The organism is Rhizobium sp. M1 (genome assembly GCF_002531805.1).
Classification (GTDB): domain Bacteria; phylum Pseudomonadota; class Alphaproteobacteria; order Rhizobiales; family Rhizobiaceae; genus Rhizobium; species Rhizobium etli_C.
In genome coordinates, this window is record NZ_NWSW01000014.1 from 165,555 (window position 1) to 185,004 (window position 19,450).

Below are 19,450 nucleotides of genomic sequence, written 5' to 3' on the forward strand. Positions count from 1 at the left end.
GCTAACCGTGCCGCTGCACCGTGTACCCCGTAAATCCGAGAATCTTCGCTCCAGCCTTGGCCAGCTCGGCATCAAATCCGGCGATTTTCTCCGCTGTCGCGGCGACCAAAATTTGGGCGCGCGATCCGAAAGCGGCGGCCTCGAGGAGGAATGATTTGACGTCTTTGCTTTCGATTGCCTGCTGGTCAGGTTCATCGAAGGCGATGAAGCCAGGATGATTGGTCTCGAATTTCAAAGCAACGTCGAGGAGGGCGAGGTAGTAGCTCCATTTCATTCGGATCGCATCGCTCGCGGACATTTCGAAACCAAGCTCTCGGCTAACATGCTCGCCTGATTTGTCGAGAATGGTTCCGAACGGCCTGAAATCCTCACGGGAGATATGTATCTCGGAGGCGCGGAATGTCTTGAAGCTGAAATTCACCAGGCGCTTCTGAAGCCGCTCTTCAAAGAATTCAATCTTACCGATGTCAGTTTCGCTGAAGTCGTCGCTTTTGACCGCTAACAACTCCGGTCGCAATTTGTCGAGGGCGTCCGCGATGGACGAAAATCTATCCACCATCCCATCGGCTTCACTTCGCATTGATTCAAATCTTTTCAGGCGAGCCTGAAGGCGCACGAGCTGCTCAATCGATGACCGGGCAGTCGCGCCCGACGGCCGTCGAAGTGCTTCACCAAGCTGGCGGATTCGGGTTAATTTCTCCGAGAGCTCCGTTGCGACGGAGTCGTACATCAAGCGAAGGTTATTAGCCTCGACCTCCGAGGCGTTGGCGCTGGCTTTGTAGAGATCAATCTGAGATCGAATGAAACGGATGTTCTCCTCAATCGCCATGCCTTTGACTTGGACGACAGGCAAGAGCTCTGCATCGAGTTCTTGGTGACAGGTTGGACAGGTGTGTTCGGATACAGCTCTCCCGAGCCGAGAACCAAATTTCTCCAGCTTTTGGGCGTCTTGGTTGCGCGCGAGGTCTGTCTTCAGGGCGGCGATGCGATTTTGAAAGCCCTGAATTTCGCTACGGGTTATCGCCATATCGCGTCTTAGTTCGTCGACGCGTGTTTCCAGATTGGCAACATCATTCTGCGCCTCGGCAAGCTCAGCCCGTAGGGAAGGCACCGAATCCTCGATCGTCTGGAGTTCAGCCGCCTCCAGCTCGTCAACCTGTGACTTAGTGTAATCGACGGCTTCGTCGAGTGCGAGCCATTCCTCTTCCAGGTACACCTCCACGCCTATTGAAGGCGCGGAAGAGAACCCTTCGACGGGTCGCGACGGTATATTTTGAAGGCGGCTGAGATTGCCGAGTCTTGACGTCAGGTGTTGCCGAGCCTGCGACCAGTCCGACTCCAACCTGGCAATTTGCTTCTCGAGTTCAAGCCTCCGCCGTCGTCTATTGCCGACGTCAAGGTCCAGCAGGAATTCCATGACTCTCCGAGCCGTGTCCTGAATTCTAAGAAATGTCGGAAACGGACCTTGGATCGCCGACCATCCCCGCTTCTGTTCGACGAAAAGCATGGGAAAAATCGCAGCGAGATACAGTGGTATTTCCCGACCATCGAACGTGCTGACTTCCGGCAAATCCCACCCGATGAAACGAGCCAGATAGTTATGAAAACCATCTTCGCGTTGCACCGATCCTGGATCGTGAAGAAAGAAATCACGCCGGGATTCCGAGCCGTTGGCGTCGGTAATTTTCGCGCGAACCAAACGAGTGTCGGTGTCGCCCCGTACCACACGATGGACCGCCAGAATTTCTTTCCGATTGTTCTTCAGTTCGATTTCGACGGAAGACTTCAGTACCGGAAAGGAAGGTCCGTCAGCAACCTCTCTAAGGTATTCCGTCAATACGTGACCAAAGGGCGTCTCAACCCGTGGGCCGAGCATTCGCTCAAGGCCCAGCCCATAGAGGACAGCCTGCAGACTGGTGGATTTGCCGGAGGTATTCGGCGCTTTCACAACGTTGAGGCCGACCTGCAGTTCAAGTTCGGTGCCGAATGGGCCTGAAGCAGTCGTAGCGTGGATGAGTGCTTTAGAAATCGAGAACTTCATGATCCGCCTTGACTGTAAGGAATTCCGTGACGCGGGCTTCAGTGAGCTTCGACGAAAGGGAGCGAACGCGAGCCTTTTCCTGGACCATGATTTCGTCGTCGCTGTCGATCTCCTCCGCCAGCGATAAGCCTATCGCGGAAAGCTCGACCCCAACGCGATTGCTGACCGTTGTCCAATGCAACAGGGTCTCGCCAACCATTAGGTCTAGTGCTCGGCCGAGCGCCGGTTCAACCTTGATACGCCAACGGCTGGAATCCGCAGCGCCTACCAAAATATCTCCGAGCAGATCGGCATCGTTAAATGATCGAGCAGCGTCGTTGATAATATAGAGCCTGGCCAGGGACGAACGTTTTGCTCGGCTCTTGTTGAGGATCACGAGGTTCAAGGCGAAGCGCCAAGCAATCCGAAGGTCACCCGGAACGGGCGACGGTCGTTCTCGAAAAGTGAATGGTGTGTGTGGTTGAAGAATTGCCATTACGGTCCGCTATCAAAATCCAATGGGCATCGCATGAGCCAATCACTCAGTGTCCCTGCGGAAAGGTCAGATATGGTCGCATGGGCCACCGACGGCAAATCCTTGGCTAATCCCACTTCAATTCTCGCAAGGCTTTCACGCAGATGCTCGCTTGGAGAGGTTGTTCCGGCCGCGCCCAAAAGCTCGAGACGATTCTCTTCGGCGTTGATGGTCTGCCACGCTCGCTCCCATAAGACAGGGTGATCGGTCTTCAGTGTTTCGAGCGTGTTCTCTCGCCTTATGTGGTTTCTGATGTAAGTTTCTCGAAATCCAATCCGTCGTGCCTCGGAGGCTTTGGGGAATGCTCGGCCAAGCTTCTCATCCAGCGTTTGAACCAACTCTTTGTCTTTGGAATCGACCGCTTCGTCGGTCGTCGGTAAGATGATCAACTCGGGTCCGATAGGCAGCCTTCGGAGTTGCGCGATCTCGTTTGCGAAATCCTCTTGCGATTGAACGAGGGCCTCGAAATCGTTCGACAGGAATGGCAAGCCAAGCTTACGCATCTCAGTCCCTTTAGCACGTACATGCGCAATTACTGCTTTGTCATCGAGGAATGGGCAGAACAATATCCACCTGTTGCACTTCAGGCCTGCCAGGATAGCGCCGATGACTTGCTGCTTGTCGCGAAGTTTGGGAAGGTCGCGGGTCGCCTTCTGCTTCATCGCACTGCTGGCTTTCGCCGTATTCCCCGGCTCTTCCGGTGCGTAGCACTGATAGAGACAACCATCTGTCGTAAAAAATTCTAAGCCCGCGTCTCCTCCGACCCTGTCCGGCACAATTTGCACGTTCTGTGCGCCATGACGCAGTTGGACTAGAAGGTGCGCGCGGCGTTGCCACGACTTACCGTCCCAATTTCTTTGATACGTTTGGTCAAAAGGCCCGCCTTCAAAGGGTTGGTGATGAACTTTCTGGTTCAAGCTTTTCCCCCGAGCGAATGCCAAAGAACCCGATTTGATCGCAAATACAGTCCGTGCCAATAGATTAGTATTTGGTCTGGAATGCAATCATCGCGCGTCAATGTAAATGATTGATCCACAATCGCGGTGGCCTCATGGATGCAAATACTTTTACTTTGGCAAATTTCGGCCAACTTGCATCCGATCAGCTCGCTGCCGTGGACGCACAAGATGGAAAGGCGGTGCTTGCGAAAAGTTGTCAGGTGTGCAGCATAGACGTCGACCGACGGCCCCAGGTTGCCGATGCTGCAACGTGTTCGCACTGAACTCGTCTGCAAGTAGTTCTGGTAGTCCGTACATCTTTGTCTCCGATAGCGTTCCCCATTTTTGTCTGGGGAAGCCACCGGCGGAACACTGATTTCAGATTACCACAGGTCTCGTCCACTCGATACCTGAAGGCCATGCGCGTTGCGTTCGCGCAAGCAAATAGGCAGTCATCCTTGGCTTCTCTGTAGATTTTGACGATGCCTCGCATTTTACCGATCCGACAAACCGCCCTGACCACGACGTAACGCGACCGGGGGGTTCTACTTTCGATCGAAAACCCTGTTGAAACAATCCGGAAGGTCGTTCTGGCGCTATCTACCGGTCTGATCAATTGGTATTGATTTCGGCACGAGGTCTCCCCTCGCATACGCGCTGTAGTAACTGCGGCGTAAGAGCGAATGTATCTACAATATCGTGCGCGCCACATATGCCGGAATGCACATGGCGTGATTGGAGGGAGACCTCGTGCCGCATCCATTACGCGTTTTCGGTGGCGTCAGCTTCCGCGTCAGTATCCCGACGGAGATGACGGACATACGCACCTTACTCGGCCACCTTTGCCTCTCCGAGGCCGAATTGCGCAAGATTTGGTGGTTTCGAGGACGGATGTACAAAGACTTCCCCGTTCCTTCGAAATCCGGGAAGCCCAGAATTATCAGTGCGCCCGATCGGCGGCTGAAAATGCTACAGAGGACAATCGCGCCACTTCTCGATCAAATCTACTCGCCCAGAAATCCAGTCCATGGATTTGTCGCGGATCGATCCGTCAGGACTAATGCAACCTCACACCTGAAAAGCAAGTTTGTCGTAAACCTCGACGTCGAACGCTTCTTTCCGTCCATTTCGGAAAACCGTGTTGCCGGTCTTCTCAAGGCTGTCGGTGTTGACGAAACCGTGGCTGCTGTCATTGCCCGCCTTTGCACAAACCAAGGAGTTCTGCCGCAAGGTGCGCCGACCAGCCCGATCTTGTCGAACATGGTTTGCTTCAAACTCGACAAGGAACTTCAGATGATCGCCAAGGCGGCACATTGCATCTACACACGGTATGCCGACGACATCACCTTTTCGAGCTACCAACCGCCAGGAGGCTTGTTCGCCGAAGGCGTTCCGCCGACAGGCAACTTCGCCTCAGATTTGCTAGCGCCGAGGCTGGTCGAGGCATTCACGAATAACGGGTTCAAGCTCAATCCAGCCAAGTCCCACTACGGGGATAAGTACAGTCGCCGAATCGTGACCGGACTCAAGATCAATTCCGGTTTGAACGTCGACAGGCGTTTTGTTAGGAACATCAGAAGCACCCTGTACTCGATCGAGACCATAGGCATAGGGCCTGCGCAGAAGAAGTTCGAAGACGAGTACGGAGGCAAGTGCGACCTTGCTCAACACCTGAAGGGCAAGATTTCATGGCTGGGGAGCGTGAAAGGGCAATCCGATCCAATCTTCCGGGCAACAGCCGCCCGCTACAATTCCTCGTTTCCGACGCAGCCCATCAAGATTTCACCGACCCGCGCGCAAATCAGGAGCCGAGCCGTATGGGTGATCGAGCACTTTGAGGGCAAATTTGCCCAGGGAAGTGCTTTCTTTTTGAAAGACGTCGGCCTGGTTACTGCCGCGCATTGTGTCGAGGAAGCGCTTGGAGCGGAGATTGATGTCTATCACCCCTCGAAGCCATCGAACGGTTTCAAGGCAAAGGTAAGACAGCATCACACCGTCCGCGACCTCGCGATCCTGGACCATGACATTCCTGCTCACGAATTCTTCGAGTTCGAAATGGCGACTAGAGCGCCGTCACTCGGAGATGCGCTGATGGCGGCCGGATATCCCGGCTATGGACCCGGGGACAGTTTGAATGTTCGTTCGGGCCACATCAGCAGCTTCTCGGTAAAGAGTGCGGTTCCGCTTATCGAGGTCACGCAAAAGCTAACCCAGGGGATGTCGGGAGGGCCAGTTCTTGATGAAGAAGACAAGGTAGCTGGTGTCATTCACAAGGGCGGCCCAGAAGAAGGCAGGGACTTCGCGGTCCATATAGATGCTTTGACAGCCTGGCTCGATGGGCGCTAACCCACGCGTGGGATGAGTTGTTCGTAGATGCGGTTCATGATTTCCGACTGACAAAGACATTCGTGGCCATCCTCGACTCCAGTCCGAGAACGGCGTAGTCGCTATAATCATCAGAAGGTTCCGCGCAGGGACAAATCTATTGAAGCATCAGGGACAATACAGCGCGCTTGGGGACAAACCTTTTGAGCGATTCCAGCTGCACATGGTCGGCACGGCGATCGTGCCATCTTGACGACCAGCGCATCAAGATGAGGAAGTGTATGCGGGTTTCAGAACGTTCGAAGTCCGCCTCACGATAAGAGCCATTTCCGTGGTGGTTTTCGCAGCAAGAATACGATTATGATAATGAAATCATGAGAGCCAGCGCAATCGTATTGACGAAAAAATCATCGTTGATGACGAACTAGAAAAAAGATGGTGGGCCGGAAGGACTCGAACCCCAACCAAGCGGTTATGAGCCGACGGCTCTGACCAATTGAGCTACAGACCCGCCAAAGCATTCCTGCGCGATATTTCTTGGAAGGACAATACGACAGGGCGTGACGGCGAGTTGTCATTAGCTGGATGCCGGCCATAACCGTGTGAAATGTCAATCGGCGTCTAAAATTTGCACGCCGGAACACAAACAGCGTTCAACGACAACTCCGGAAGTCGACCACCGTGCTCAGGTGGCAATCGGCAACGATGATCAAGGCCGTCTTGAGCAACTGACCGCTCAAGCGTATGAGCTAGACATGACCGAAGTGAATGAAGTGCCTCCCGCAAAGCACCTAGTTGTTGCCCTGATCTACGAGGGATTGTGCACTTTCGAGTTCGGCATTGCCGTCGAAGTCTTCGGTCTGGAACGTCCCGAGATGGGGCCGGCATGGTATCGGTTTGCCGCCGCGTCCCCCGAGACAGGGCCAATCCGCGCGGCGGGCGGCGTCAAAGTTGTCGCTGACGGTAGTCTGGAGCTGCTTTCACAAGCCGAAACGATTGTCATCCCTGGCTGGAAGAGCGTTGATGAACCAGTGCCGGACCAGGTCATCAGAGCGCTCCAGGAAGCGAATCGTCGCGGCGTGCGTATCCTCTCCATCTGCTCGGGGGTCTTCGTCCTTGCCGAGGCAGGGCTTCTGGACGGCAAGAGGGCTACAACGCACTGGAGGTACACCGAGACGCTCGCATTGCGTTACCCTAACATCACCGTCACGCCCGACGTCCTTTACGTGGATGAAGGCGATATCCTCACATCCGCAGGCAGCGCGGCCGGCCTGGACCTCTGCCTCCATCTTGTGAGGAGAGACTTCGGGAGCGAAGCCGCAAACAAGGTCGCGAGGCGGTTGGTCATTCCGCCGCATCGAGACGGCGGCCAAGCCCAATTTATCGAGGCCCCGGTCCCAAAAGCCCACGAAAGTGCGCGGCTCGGTCTTCTTCTGGACTATCTGCAGAAAAACATTGCCGAGCGCCATTCACTTGAGGCCCTCGCACGGCTCGCTGGAATGAGCAAACGAACACTTCTCCGAAGGTTCGAGGCCGCTACTGGCAAGACGCCGGCACGCTGGCTACTAGACACCCGCTTATCCAACGCCCGGGAATTGCTCGAGACCTCAGACCTTACTGTGGACACCGTTGCGGAGGTCGTGGGGTTCGGATCGGCGACGCTCCTCAGGCACCACTTCCGTCAGCAGTTCGCCACCACGCCGATCGCATACAGGCTGGCATTCGGAAAGGGAGGCTGAGGGGAGGCTGGGTTAAATTGCAGACGTCGGGGGGTCTGGAATTCCGTCTCTGCATGTCGATCGTCAACATCATTTCTGGACATAATTCTGGACCCCGGGATGGACCGAATTACGACTTGCCGGGCTGGTCCTCGTCGGCGAGCCAGTATCCTTCCTTGTCGATATGGATAAAATCATCGCTCTCCCACAATGTTCGCCCAATAAAACGGGAAGGGTCGGTCGTTGTGATCTCGAAGCCGCTGGCAGCTATGCGCTCAAGAAGTTCGCCCCGCTCGAGTGGCTTACCTGCCTCTTTGAGAATGACTTTCGATCTCGCAACAACCTCTGCGGTTTGGCTACCTTTGCGGAAACGCTTCTTTTTTGCGGCCTTGCCGACGATTCTGTGTGGCTTTGCCTTCGACGCTGCCGGCTCTGGACCCGATAGGAACTGCCGCAACAAATTCTGAGCCTCTTGAGCCTTCGCTAGCTTGGCATCCAGTTCATGCCGAGCTTTCAGGAGCTGCTGTACCTGATCCTCGACCAGCTGATACGCCTGGCGCATCCCGTGTTCAGGGACGGGTTCAACATAGTTTGGGGATTCATGTTCCATCTACTGTGTCCGGTATTGCTCGCATCCAGCAAAGTGCTAACCTGAACCCGTCGGCTCGCCCGAGTTGTACAGCCTAGCGACCTCTCAATGGCCCTGAGGTGACCCCAGAAAAAGCCGATGAACAAGATGAATAGCACGAACTTAGAACGGCAAACAGTCAAGCAAGCCTTTGTCTACCGTTTTCTGGGGCGAACTTGATTGCCCACAGAACGGTCGCAAACAGATGATCGCTTGTGAGAAGGTGGGCGGCTTGCACTAGCGATGCAGCCGCCCTGCACACTCGGCCACACTCGACGGAGTAAGATGCAACAAATGAGTACCATTCATTCTTGCTCCCGGGTAGTGCCCAGTCGGGCTTCTGCGCTCCTCGACAATGTTTTCCACGATCGAGGGCAAGTTAGTGGAAGACAGGGATAATTCGAACGACCTAGCCGCAGTCCAGCGAATGGTCAGTTTGATTGGCACGAGGATGTCGCTGCCCATCCAGCCGTTTGCGGACGAAGGTCTGGCCGATGTCATATTCAGGGCTGCCTGCGAGAACGGGTATGTCAGGGTTTCCTTGATCGCCCAAGTCCTCGGCATGGCAGTCAACAAAAGGATGACACACGAAAGCCTTGCGCGCGCGAACCTCGATCCGCTTGCCATTGCAAACCTACTTGGGACGAGGACCGAAGACGACGCGCGGGGCCTTATCTACCCATGGTTAGACGAAGCCCTCACTCGAATTGTATTCTTTGGAAGAAATGTCCGGGCTAAAGGCTTTTTCGTAACGGGCCGCCGGGTAGCTCCGGTCGCGTTGGAACAGCGTTGCTACCAAAGGGCAGCGTGGAGCGTCGCGGGATTGGGGTTCGACCCCGAAACACGGCAACGGCTGCTCTCAAAGTGCCCTGAGTGCGGCAACCGTCTCGGATACAACATCGCGTATAAGATTTGGGCCTGTTCGCCCTGTTTTTCAGAAGGGAACGTCGTAGACTTTCGGAAGTCACAACTAGGCACCGTGAAGGTCGATGATGAGCAGGCGCTGGAGTTTGCCGTCAATCTTATCGATCCTCGTGTACCTGTCGACAGGGTCGACTTGCATCATCTGCCGTCAGAACTACGTAAGTTTGATCCCGGCGAACTGTTTCAGTTAATCGTCGGGCTGGCAGAGAAGCTGGAAGCTAAAGAAAGTCCGTCAGACACGGCGGATGCGCCGTCTCCCTCGTACCTCGCTGCTGCCTCGCGAGCGCTAATGAATTGGCCGCAGGGGCTTGACCAGCTTTCCGAGCGGCTCATGATTGATGAGAAAGGCTCCCTCGGTCGAGCGCACTGCGGACACAATCCTTTGCGCTCTGCCACGTCTGCGGTGAGCCCGGAACTCGCCCAGCTGGTTATTCCTTCTTACTATCGTGCCAGGGACTCCCGCCTCTCGAGCGATATAGCGACGCTCAGGGTCAACGACCGGACCTCAGCAGAAATGCGCGTGGGGATTGCGGACCTCGAGGCAACAGGCGAATGGCGCGCAAAGCGAGGAAATGTAACTGCTAGCTCGCTTCGTTTGATGGTTGATCATTGTTTGGCGACCAATCAAGGGATTTCCGAAACCCAGGCCAGCTATATGCAGCTAGCGGCATCGCCACAGTTCCGAGCGATGTCTAACCTTTATGGAATACCTATTCCCTTCCTCCCGGACGTCGTCGACTTCGACACAGGCCAAGAACGACTTGTGTTCGGCTCAACAGCACATGTGGGTTCCATCGGAACTCTAGGGGAGGTTCTCCGTCAGGTGGCGCAGTCAGGAGCGCCGCCTCGGGGTTGCCTTCCGCTGGCAGATGCGGTGTCGTCGCTGTGCATTGCACGAGTGAACCCGTGGCCCGCTGTCTTCGCCGGCCTTGCTAGCGGGGCCGTAGAATTCTATTTCGGGTCTCGCGAGAGCCTCCCGCTATCGAAGCGAATTGTGGTCCGTGAATTTCGATCGCTGAGCGCTGTCCTGCGCGGAATTCGGGATGATCCGCATCTAGGGACCCGGAAGGCGGACATCCGGACCGTCGCGTCCATACTTGGGCTTTCTGTCGCTATCGCGAAACGCTGGCAAGCCCGCGGCCTACTGCCCACCGATCCAACAATGGATATGGTGTGGGCACAAAAGGAGCGGTTCATTGCAGTGACCGAGGTCCAGCATCTGCTTCAAATTGCAGGCGACCGAAACAGCAATATCCGCGCAGTCCTGAAAGAGCTCCGCGATGCAGGCGTGTCGGAGCATGGAAGGAAAGTCCGTAATTCATTGATAAAGCTATATGATCGTGATCAGGTGCAGAGCTATTTCGGTGCCCGTTTTGCCCCCACGATAAGTGACTGACTGTTACGGCTGCCGAGAGGCTAAATGCTTCCCGAAGCGGACCACGTGGCGGAAGTCCGGTTGTAAGGAATGTGGATATCCGGCAAGTTTCCCATAGGTGCGTGAATCCTTCTTGTATGTGTCCGGTAATTTGTTACCGTCCAGTTACCGACATCGAGTCGGCGGGCAGCTAGCGACTGCTCCCCATGTAGGCCACTACGACGACAGGAGGTTTTTAGCGAACGCCCCACGCTTCTCTTGAAGCGCGGCCCCAGCCGTTTGGCTGCTGCAATGCTCCTCTGCGGGAGATGTGCGGGCATTCGTTCCTAGAAAACACTGACCTGCGAACCTCGACTGCGAATCCGGGGACCGATGCTGCTTGTCTATGACCCGGGCTGCGAAAGGACAAAGATGGGTAAAGTCAATGAGACCACCACGCATCAAATAGACTTGAAGGGTGCGTTTGCGCGCGTTGTCGTGTCGAACGACGGCGGACCGATACGCCGCATCCTGAATGGAAGGCGGAACATCCGAACCGGAACGTTCATATCGTTCAAAGCGGACCTGCGGGCGATGCCGTGGGAGTCGTACCAGGGCGAACTTGCCGTACTCAAACTCGCGGAGGGATCAACTGGTACCGCTAAACTGCTTGCACAACCACACCGCCTCGAAATCTTCACTCGGGAGCTGCTACAGCCACTGATCTACTTTCCCGACCTTCGGCTCATGGTCGACGACGAGTTTCTCGCGGGGCTCCTCGCAGGTAAACCATTCGTCACAGTGGCTTCCGAAATGAGAACGCGAAGGGAGGAGGCCAACCGGTGCCGTGTCGTCATCATCGAGGTGAAGCTGCCGACCGATCCGCGGCTGGACGACCCGTTTTACAACATGAAGATCGGACTTGCTCAGGAAGTCTACGAGAGGCTTGGCGTCCCCTTTCTCACCATCGAACGGACGAAGCACTTCTCGCCAGACAGGACGTTGCCTTTCGCCGACCTTTTTATGTTCGATAGGCACACGAAAATCGATGATGGCGACTACGACATTCTCCGGCGCGTTTTCGACTCGAGGGGGAAGGTTCGGTTCTACGGTGAGGTGTCCGAGGCGCTTTGCCCAGGTCCAACGGGGATGGCCAAGATGCTGGGCCTGCAGATCAGGCGGAGGATATCGATCGATCTTAGCGAACGCATAACCGGCGATTCCAATGTGCTCTATGTGAGGTAACGATGACGCTTAAAAGCTATGATTCCGGCCTTTGGGACCTGATCTCATCAAGTTTCGTCGTGAACTAGACGCTTACTTCAGACGATCCGCAGCCGACCTTCCGCACCCAAGGTAGGCACGGCGGCGGTCCGCGGGTCTTCCGGAAAATCGAAGAATGTCATGTGTGCCCCGCTGATCATAGGCGGCGAGGTCGGCTCACGCCCACAGTTTCCCGCATCCGACGCTCCTGCTCGGCAGTGTGAGGCGGATAACTCTACCAGGGGTACTTCGCGTCAGGGGCATGACGCGAGCAACCGAGAGGTGACGTTTGCCAAGAATTATAGACGTCGCTGAAGGCGACGAATACATGCTCGTAGAGCCAGGTCTCGACGGACATTACCGCTTTACGCGTCGCAACAACAATGGATGGATTGTCCTCAAAGAGATCGAAACACAAGACGAGAAGGTTGTCAGTTACGAGCAGTTTGCAAGGATGCGCGGCCGTGGCTCAGCGAAGCGGACGGTACGCAACGGCGTCACAACAAACACCGATGCCTTCGGCCCCTTCCATTTTCTTGACGCTGACGACCCCAAGGTCGGAATAAAAGAACGCAAAAGACGTGCACAGATGCGTAAGCAGATGAAGCGTGCGCGAACCCTATACTTCTACATGCGCAGGTTCGACAATCAGCCGTATCCGTCGACCTACGCCCCGAAACTCTCTCGCTTCATGAGGGATACCAGCGAAGAGGCGGCAAAGTATGGCTTCGACTGGATGCCCTCCAATAGTACCATGAGAATCGCGTTACGAACCCATGGGACACCGGGTAACCGCCATGTTGGGAATATCTTTGCGAACTCCTTCAAACACACGGAATCCCGATGGGCCGATTGGATTGAGGAGCTCAAAAAGGAAACGGTTATTTACTACTGGCAACCGCGGGTTCTTATCGACACCGCAGTAGACTTTTTTATTTCTCGATTTGAGGACGAGTGCGAGGCCAAAGGCCTGAAGGTCAAGCGACCAAGCAACAGCACGATCCGTGACTGGATCAATAAATCGGAAACTAAAGAGCTTTTTGCCCGGAAGTTCTCGATACGAGAGGCGCACAAGCGCTTCGTCGGGACTGTCGACAGCATTAAGGCTGTCCGACCTCTCGAATACGTGATGATCGACCACACCAAGGTGGACCTGTGGCTTCTCATCGTGGACGCCGAGGGAAACGTACTTGGCCGACGTCGTGCTTATCTTGTCTACGCTATCGACGTCTATTCGCACATGGTCCTCGGAGCTTACCTCACCTTTGAGGCTCCGACGGTCCACACTTTGATGAAGTGCATAAAAGAGGTGTCTCGGCCCAAGACCGATTGGGAAGAGGAATTCGGTGAAGCCAAAGGCGCAACAGACGGTTGGGGGAAGGTGGGAACCTTCATAATCGACAACGGTCTCGAAGGTATCGGAGTCTCGCTTCAGACCGTTCTCGAAGCAGTCGGGACTGACGTTATTTTTGCCGCCCTCAGAACTCCCGAACACAAAGCACATGTCGAGAGAATGTTTGGCATAACGAATGGGCTATGGCATCAGCTTCCTGGCGGTGCGCCTGGCGGGAAGAACAAGAACAAAAGAGGCGACGACGATCCGAGCGCAACTGCGGTGTATACCTTGCCTCAAGCGATGCGAAAGCTCCGAGAGCACATCGTAACCTGCTACCATGTCGAGAAGTCGTCTGGGATCGGTATGGCCCCGGCACGTAAGTGGTCGCTTGGTATCCGAAAGTTCGATCGTCCCACCGTTGATGACGTGACGGCCTTCGATCGCATAGTCGGTCAGTACAAGCGCGCACTCCTCACCACGAACGGCATTCGAGTGGAGGGCGAGAGATTTCACGATAGTGCCGAAGTGACGGCCCTTATCGCCGACATGATCTATCTGGAAAAGAAAAGGGACAAACGGGCGCGGGGGCAAACTGCCGTCATCTGGGTGAGTACCTTCCGCGATCCCATGGACTGCTCGTTTATCAATGTTCTGAACGAAGCGACCGGTGAGATGGTCCGTTTGCCGAACGTATTTCCCGAGTCAACTCTTGGATTGTCTTGGGCGCTGGCTAAGGAACTCAGACACTTCGCGGAACAGGAAAATCTCGACTACCACGACGAGGTCCAGCGGGCTCATGCGCGCCGTGAGATGTTCAAGCATTTCGAGAAAAAAGCGAAGGAAAACCCTAAATCCTCGAACAGGGCAGCGAAGAAATACTATGCGGAATCCCTCACGCTTGCCGCGGGCGACACGGTGCTCGAGGCGGAGGTTGCGCCGTCAACAAGTGGACGTAACGGCATAGCGACTACGTTACCAGCAAGTCTGCGTCGAGACCACGGGTTGGCCGCAATGGGAGATGTCAGAGGCGGTCAGAAGGCACTCAAGGCGGCTGCGAACACCCGGGAGAAAAAGAAGGCGGAGAAGCTGCGGCTTGAGGAACTTGCTGCGCGGGAAACCGCTGATCACGAACCAGAGTCGAAACTCAAACCTATCATCGAAATCGCAGATCAGTCGAAGACGTATTCCGCTGTTCCCACCGATACCGGAAGCAACGTTACCAACATGGAGGCCTACATGGCACGACGTCTCGCCGACAAGTCGAGGAGATACTGATGGAGATGGTTACTAGCAAGGGTCAAATCGAGGCTCGGTTCCGCTCGATGCGCATCATCCATCCGTTTGCCGAAGGCGCTTTCGACGTAATGGATCAGATGCGGGAGTGTAAACAGCTGTCTGAGGATGGTGAAGAGCAACTGGCAGGAACGTTGTTTGCAGACAGTCACGCCGGAAAATCGACAACGATGCGCATGTACTTAGAGACAAGAATCTACCCCGAATGCATCGCTCGCGGCATGTTTAAGCCTAACACGCCGATGGCGCATGTTCTCAAGCTCCAAAAACTCGTCCTCTTTATTGAGATACCGCCGGATACCCGGGTGAAAGCTTTGGTTTCTGCAGTGCTGCGGGCCCTCAACGATCCCAATCCGACAAAGGGCGATGTTGACGACATGATCTACCGCGCCGAACTCCTGCTGCGACGACACAAAGTCGAATTGCTGATCTTTGACGAGGTGGGACACTTGGTTGTCCCTCGAAAGGCGGGCGACCAGGCGATGAGGATACACAATCACCTGAAATCTTTCCTGAGAAAAGGGTATCCCGTGCTGTTCGTGGGCATCGAGGACGCGCGAATAAAGGTCTTCAATGAGAAGCAAATCGAACGACGTGAAATGAACGACATTGATTACCCCAAGCTCGACTATTCGATCGATAAACACAAGGAGCTGTTCAAGGACTTCTGTGCGGATTTCGCGATCAGTCTCATGGAAAAGGGAATCACGAGGGAGATGAGCGATTTCATCGGAGAGAACGACGAGATACTCCTGAGCCTGTTCCAAGCGTCGCTAGGGCTTTTCGGTGGTGTCGCCCGAATTGCGGAGAAAGCGTGCAAGCTAGTTTTCGACGAGGGTGCGGCGAAAGTGGAGGTTCGCCATCTCGAGGCGGCGGTCGACGGCTTGAATGGTTTTAAGAAGCAACGAAAGGGGGAACCAAAACCGAATCCGTTCAGACAGTCACTTGACGCATCGAACTCGGTGGCCGCCTATGCCGCTTGAACTCGATCACGTTGAACGGCTTGTTGAGACAATCGGGCGGCGGCTTTCTTTTCCAGTTGATCCGTTTCCTGGGGAGGGGCTGAGCGATCTGTTGTTTCGTGCCGCCTGCGAAAATGGATACGCGACGGTGAAATTATTAGCGGAGCTGCTGGGAATGCCCCCGACGAACCGCAGTCTTTCCCCGGCAGCAATCGCGAACAACATCGGGATGTTTGACCCTCAGAAGGTTTGCGAAATCCTCGGCTGCGCTCGGATCGACCCATTAAACATTTTCATTGACCGACAAAGTGAGAAGAGCTCGACGCACTTCCTATTTTTCGAACGTGAAGTTCGCACGGGGAGGTTCTTCAGCGTGGCACGACGAGTTTCGCCGTTGGCCCTCCGGCGATCCCTTCATCAGAAGGCCGCGTGGAGTGTTCGAGGACTAAGCTTTGATCCGGATACTCGCGAAGAGCTGCTGTGGCGATGTCCCAAATGCGGGAATGCACTGTGCCGAGTGCGTTCTCGTGCCGTTGAGGTCTGCGGTCACTGCTACAATCGCGGACACGTTGTTGATTTGCGGGGTTATCCTCAGGATATTGTCAAAGTAGAGGACGAAGAAGCTCTATCGTTTGTGATCAGCCTTATAAATCCGGAGGTTAAAGCACCGGCGATAACTGACCTTCCAGTACCCTTTGAGTTAGCAAAATTCGGTCCCGGGGCGTTGTTCGATCTCGCGGTGGGTCTCGCGAGGCAATTGTCTAAATACGATCCGCTCGCAGACCAATCGCGCGATGCAGGCGTACCCGCTCGTTACCTCGCTTTAGCTGGAAGGGCACTCTTGGAATGGCCGGAAAAACTTACAGAGTTGTCGAATGTCGCCTTTCGACTGAGGCTCGAGAGAACGCTGCACAACCCTCAACATATACACGAGAGCAGCGCGCTCCATAAGGAGAAGGTGTTCGGCCTGCTCAGATACTCGATTAGTCAGGGCTGCCACAGGGGGGAAACCGAACTTTGGAAGGTCGTTGCAGCCGCCGCAAATTTGTCGAAGGACCAGCGGGGTGCCGACTGCCTTATCGCGAACGGTTTTCCAGAATCAGGGATGACGTCCGCGGGAGCACTCCCCGCTCCTCTCTCCCCGGTTTTCAGGCAAGACAAACGAACGGTCGCGCGGCGCATCATCGAGGGCCAGAAATACCTACCACAAGGACCGGCCGGGGGGGCACCATCATTCCACGCAAACTACTACGTCGCTTCGGGAGCAAGAGCGATGAGACGTATATCGCAAGAAATTGATATTCCCCTGCCGTTTCTCATGGGGCTGGTAGAGGTGAATTTGCTCGAAGCGGTTGATCCGCATGTCGAACGTCTGGCCCTTCGCAAGGGTTGCGAACCTCCGACCACCTCCTTCCGCGATCGGCTCATAGCCGGCGGCGACGGGATATCTGTACCTGAAGGGGCGGCACCACTACAATCGGTGCTGGTACTGATCAATGGTCATGTTAACCCGTGGCCGGACCTGGCTAAAGCGTTACTCGACAAGAAAATTCCCTATTGGTACGGAGGGGCAGGGGTCAGGTTCCTCGATAGACTTTGGGTCAAGGACATCGAGGCTCTCTGGGAATTGTTGTCGTCCGCCGTGACAAGGTCAGAACTCTATGACGTCCCAGTGTGTTTCCATGAATTGGCGTCCTATCTAGGAGTGGCAATTTCGTCCATAACGCAACTCAAAGCGAAAGGATTTCTAGCTTCAGGAACATTGGGTTCTGCTTGGGAGTTGCGATCGAAATTCATCATGGTAAACGAAGTCAGAAGGCGGCTTTCTATACATGGAGAGGAAGCTTCCAACTCATCCATCGCGGCTGAACTTGCCAGGGCATCGATGCGCAGCGAGTATGTACGGGGCGCATCTCTTTACAAGCGAGAGGGCGTCGAAGCCTATTATGGATTTAGGCTCGCTCCTTTGATCACGCAAGGCCGGCAAGCTGAAAAGGCGACTGGAGCAGGTTGGTAAAATGGAATCAACGTTCACTCCGGCATCTCCGAAATTCAATGACTTATTGGAATCAATTCTTACCGCTCACGATAGCAGCCCTTGCCTATGACGGGCTTTGCACCTTCGAATTCGGCATCGCCTACGAGGTCTTCGGCCTGCCGCGTCCGGAGATGGGCGATAGCTGGTATCGCTTCTCCGTCTGCGGCATCGAGCCGGGGCCGCTGCGCGCCGCCGGCGGGTTGACGGTTGCCGTCGACAAGGGACTGGAGGTGCTTGAGGCGGCGGACCTGATCGTCGTGCCGGGCTGGCGGGCGATCGATGCGCCGGTGCCCGCGCCGCTCGCCGCAGCACTTAGAGCAGCCCATCAGCGCGGCGCGCGCATCATGTCGCTGTGCTCCGGCGTTGCGGTTCTGGCCGGATCAGGGCTGCTTGCCAATCGCAGGGCGACCACGCATTGGCGCTACGTCGCCTCGATCGCCGAGCGCTATCCCGACATCACCCTTGACGCCGATGTTCTCTACATGGACGAGGGCAGCCTGCTGACCGCGGCGGGCAGTGCGGCCGGCATCGATCTCTGCCTGCATGTGGTGCGCGGCGATTTCGGCCCGGATGCCGCCAACAGCGTGGCGCGACGGCTCGTCGTTCCGCCGCATCGTGAGGGCGGGCAGGCGCAGTTCATCGCGGCTCCCGTGCCGGAAGAGCGAGAGGGCATCCGTCTCGGGCCGCTGATCGAATGGATGCGGGAAAGCCTATCCGAGGAGCAGCCGATCAATCTGCTCGCCAAAAGAGCGGGCATGAGCATGCGCACCTTTCAACGCCGCTTCGAGGCCGCAACGGGTGAGAGTGTCGGCGAGTGGCTGCTGAAGGAGCGGCTGCGCTATGCGCGCGATCTCCTGGAGAAGGAGCTTGCGGTGTCGCTCGACGACATCGCGATATCAAGCGGCTTCGGCACGCTGGCGACGATGCGGCATCATTTTCGTCGGAGGCTGGGGACGAGCCCGAGCGCCTATCGGAAATCATTCTGCGGTTAGCGCGCCTCATGCTTGCAATTACGTCTGACTTCGCCTAAACGGGCGCTCTCTATTGTTCTGGAAAGGGAGCGCCACGATGACGAATATCTCCGCACGCCCCGAGAGGGTTTCGGCTTAAGTCGGCCAAGAGGCTGATGATGCCGGTTGAACATCGCCGTTTCCGGTGATGAAGACCACTCATATCCAGAGTTCATTATCATGGGCAATTCTATCGGGAGCGGAAGCTCCCTGATGACGTCGGCGTCGGATCCGGCGGTCATCAATCGTTTCTTTTCCAGTTCTGCCTGGATCGAAGGCGCCGCCTTGGACCAGCTCGACGAGATGTCGCGACTGCCGGGTGTTTCGGAAATCGCCGCCTTTCCGGATCTGCATCCCGGCAAATATGGTGCAACCGGCGTGGCCCTGTTGTCGTCCCGGCTGCACCCGCTGCTGATCGGCAACGATATCGGCTGCGGCATGTCGCTCTTCGGCCTCGATCTGCCGCTGCGCAAGCTGAAGATCGACAAGGCGGCGGAGCGGCTTCGCCGGTTCGAAGCGCAGGCCATCGGCGAGGGTCGCGGGTGGTTGGCCGAAACCGGGCTGCCGGCCGATCTGGCGCCCGATGCCTTGGGCACGATCGGCGGCGGCAACCATTTCTGCGAGTTGCAGGCGGTGGAAGATGTTGCCGAGGGCGGGCAGGCTGCCGGTCTCGACGATCAGGGCCTTTACCTGCTCGTTCATTCCGGCTCACGCGCCGTCGGCGCCGCGCTCTTCTCGCAGACGCTCGCCGCTCATTCGGGACTTGCCACCGGTCTCGATCCGGGTTCGGAGGCGGGCGCCGCCTGGCTTGCGAGCCATGACCGCTGCGTTGCCTGGGCATCGTTGAACCGGCGGCTGATCGCAGCGCGGGCCGCTGCAGCACTCCGCGCCGATCTGCGCCTGATCGCCGACATACCGCACAATCTCGTTCGTCGCTCAGATCGCGGGTTTGTCCATTACAAGGGCGCTGCGGCCGTCGCACCGGGCGAACTCGCGCCGGTTGCGGGATCGCGGGCGAGCCTCAGCCATGTGGTTGTCGCGAGCGCCGATATCGGCCGTTCGCTCGGCGGCATCTCTCTGCAAATTCCGAGGCAATCCGCCCCCTG

The 19,450-nt window shown here is 56.1% G+C and carries 13 protein-coding genes; 9 read left to right on the top strand and 4 right to left on the bottom strand.

Annotated elements, in window-relative coordinates; genetic code table 11:
* Position 1: 1 nt before the first annotated feature.
* The 3 genes from CO655_RS15570 to CO655_RS15585 all read right to left on the bottom strand — a co-directional run bounded on the left by CO655_RS15570 (position 2) and on the right by CO655_RS15585 (position 3,472).
* On the bottom strand, positions 2-2,041 hold the full coding sequence (locus CO655_RS15570) for a hypothetical protein (protein WP_141514324.1): 2,040 nt from the start codon (positions 2,039-2,041) through the stop codon (positions 2-4).
* Complete coding sequence (locus tag CO655_RS15580) at positions 2,022-2,426, bottom strand: hypothetical protein (RefSeq protein ID WP_097665368.1); 405 nt, start codon at positions 2,424-2,426, stop codon at positions 2,022-2,024. Before CO655_RS15580 ends, CO655_RS15570 begins: the two co-directional genes overlap by 20 nt.
* An 89-nt stretch (positions 2,427-2,515) precedes the next feature.
* On the bottom strand, positions 2,516-3,472 hold the full coding sequence (locus tag CO655_RS15585) for a hypothetical protein (protein WP_141514325.1): 957 nt from the start codon (positions 3,470-3,472) through the stop codon (positions 2,516-2,518).
* Positions 3,473-4,243: 771 nt separating this feature from the next.
* Here CO655_RS15585 and CO655_RS15590 point away from each other — a divergent pair.
* On the top strand, positions 4,244-5,839 hold the full coding sequence (locus CO655_RS15590; protein WP_245423829.1) for a reverse transcriptase domain-containing protein: 1,596 nt from the start codon (positions 4,244-4,246) through the stop codon (positions 5,837-5,839).
* Positions 5,840-6,573: 734 nt separating this feature from the next.
* Positions 6,574-7,557 (top strand): transcriptional regulator FtrA, encoded by a 984-nt coding sequence (gene ftrA / locus CO655_RS15600; RefSeq protein WP_097665388.1) that lies wholly within the window; start codon positions 6,574-6,576, stop codon positions 7,555-7,557.
* 109 nt (positions 7,558-7,666) lie between these two features.
* On the opposite strand, the gene CO655_RS15605 is transcribed toward ftrA (CO655_RS15600), so the two are convergent.
* Positions 7,667-8,146 (bottom strand): hypothetical protein, encoded by a 480-nt coding sequence (locus CO655_RS15605; RefSeq protein ID WP_141514326.1) that lies wholly within the window; start codon positions 8,144-8,146, stop codon positions 7,667-7,669.
* Between the two features lie 373 nt (positions 8,147-8,519).
* Here CO655_RS15605 and CO655_RS15610 point away from each other — a divergent pair, with 373 nt between their 5' ends.
* From CO655_RS15610 to CO655_RS15640, 7 genes are all read left to right on the top strand, one after another.
* Complete coding sequence (locus CO655_RS15610) at positions 8,520-10,484, top strand: hypothetical protein (protein WP_097665371.1); 1,965 nt, start codon at positions 8,520-8,522, stop codon at positions 10,482-10,484.
* 351 nt (positions 10,485-10,835) lie between these two features.
* On the top strand, positions 10,836-11,687 hold the full coding sequence (locus tag CO655_RS15615) for a hypothetical protein (RefSeq protein WP_097665372.1): 852 nt from the start codon (positions 10,836-10,838) through the stop codon (positions 11,685-11,687).
* A gap of 307 nt (positions 11,688-11,994) precedes the next feature.
* Positions 11,995-14,316, top strand: coding sequence for a DDE-type integrase/transposase/recombinase (locus CO655_RS15620; RefSeq protein ID WP_097665373.1), 2,322 nt, complete (start codon positions 11,995-11,997; stop codon positions 14,314-14,316).
* Complete coding sequence (locus CO655_RS15625; RefSeq protein WP_097665375.1) at positions 14,316-15,317, top strand: ATP-binding protein; 1,002 nt, start codon at positions 14,316-14,318, stop codon at positions 15,315-15,317. The genes CO655_RS15620 and CO655_RS15625 overlap by 1 nt, the downstream gene beginning before the upstream one ends.
* A complete protein-coding gene (locus tag CO655_RS15630) occupies positions 15,307-17,313 on the top strand; it encodes a hypothetical protein (RefSeq protein WP_097665376.1) in 2,007 nt (668 codons plus the stop codon). Before CO655_RS15625 ends, CO655_RS15630 begins: the two co-directional genes overlap by 11 nt.
* A 38-nt stretch (positions 17,314-17,351) precedes the next feature.
* Positions 17,352-18,326 (top strand): transcriptional regulator FtrA, encoded by a 975-nt coding sequence (gene ftrA, locus CO655_RS15635; RefSeq protein ID WP_097665377.1) that lies wholly within the window; start codon positions 17,352-17,354, stop codon positions 18,324-18,326.
* A gap of 231 nt (positions 18,327-18,557) precedes the next feature.
* The coding region (locus tag CO655_RS15640) for an RtcB family protein (protein WP_245423832.1) at positions 18,558-19,450 on the top strand (893 nt) is incomplete at its 3' end.

Excerpts from the sequence above, each read along its gene's own strand:
- CO655_RS15570 (WP_141514324.1), bottom strand. The coding sequence starts at position 2,041 with ATGAAGTTCTCGATTTCTAAAGCACTCATCCACGCTACGACTGCTTCA.
- ftrA (WP_097665388.1), top strand. The coding sequence starts at position 6,574 with ATGACCGAAGTGAATGAAGTGCCTCCCGCAAAGCACCTAGTTGTTGCC.
- CO655_RS15605 (WP_141514326.1), bottom strand. The coding sequence starts at position 8,146 with ATGGAACATGAATCCCCAAACTATGTTGAACCCGTCCCTGAACACGGG.
- CO655_RS15610 (WP_097665371.1), top strand. The coding sequence starts at position 8,520 with ATGTTTTCCACGATCGAGGGCAAGTTAGTGGAAGACAGGGATAATTCG.
- CO655_RS15615 (WP_097665372.1), top strand. The coding sequence starts at position 10,836 with ATGCTGCTTGTCTATGACCCGGGCTGCGAAAGGACAAAGATGGGTAAA.
- CO655_RS15625 (WP_097665375.1), top strand. The coding sequence starts at position 14,316 with ATGGAGATGGTTACTAGCAAGGGTCAAATCGAGGCTCGGTTCCGCTCG.
- CO655_RS15630 (WP_097665376.1), top strand. The coding sequence starts at position 15,307 with ATGCCGCTTGAACTCGATCACGTTGAACGGCTTGTTGAGACAATCGGG.
- ftrA (WP_097665377.1), top strand. The coding sequence starts at position 17,352 with ATGACTTATTGGAATCAATTCTTACCGCTCACGATAGCAGCCCTTGCC.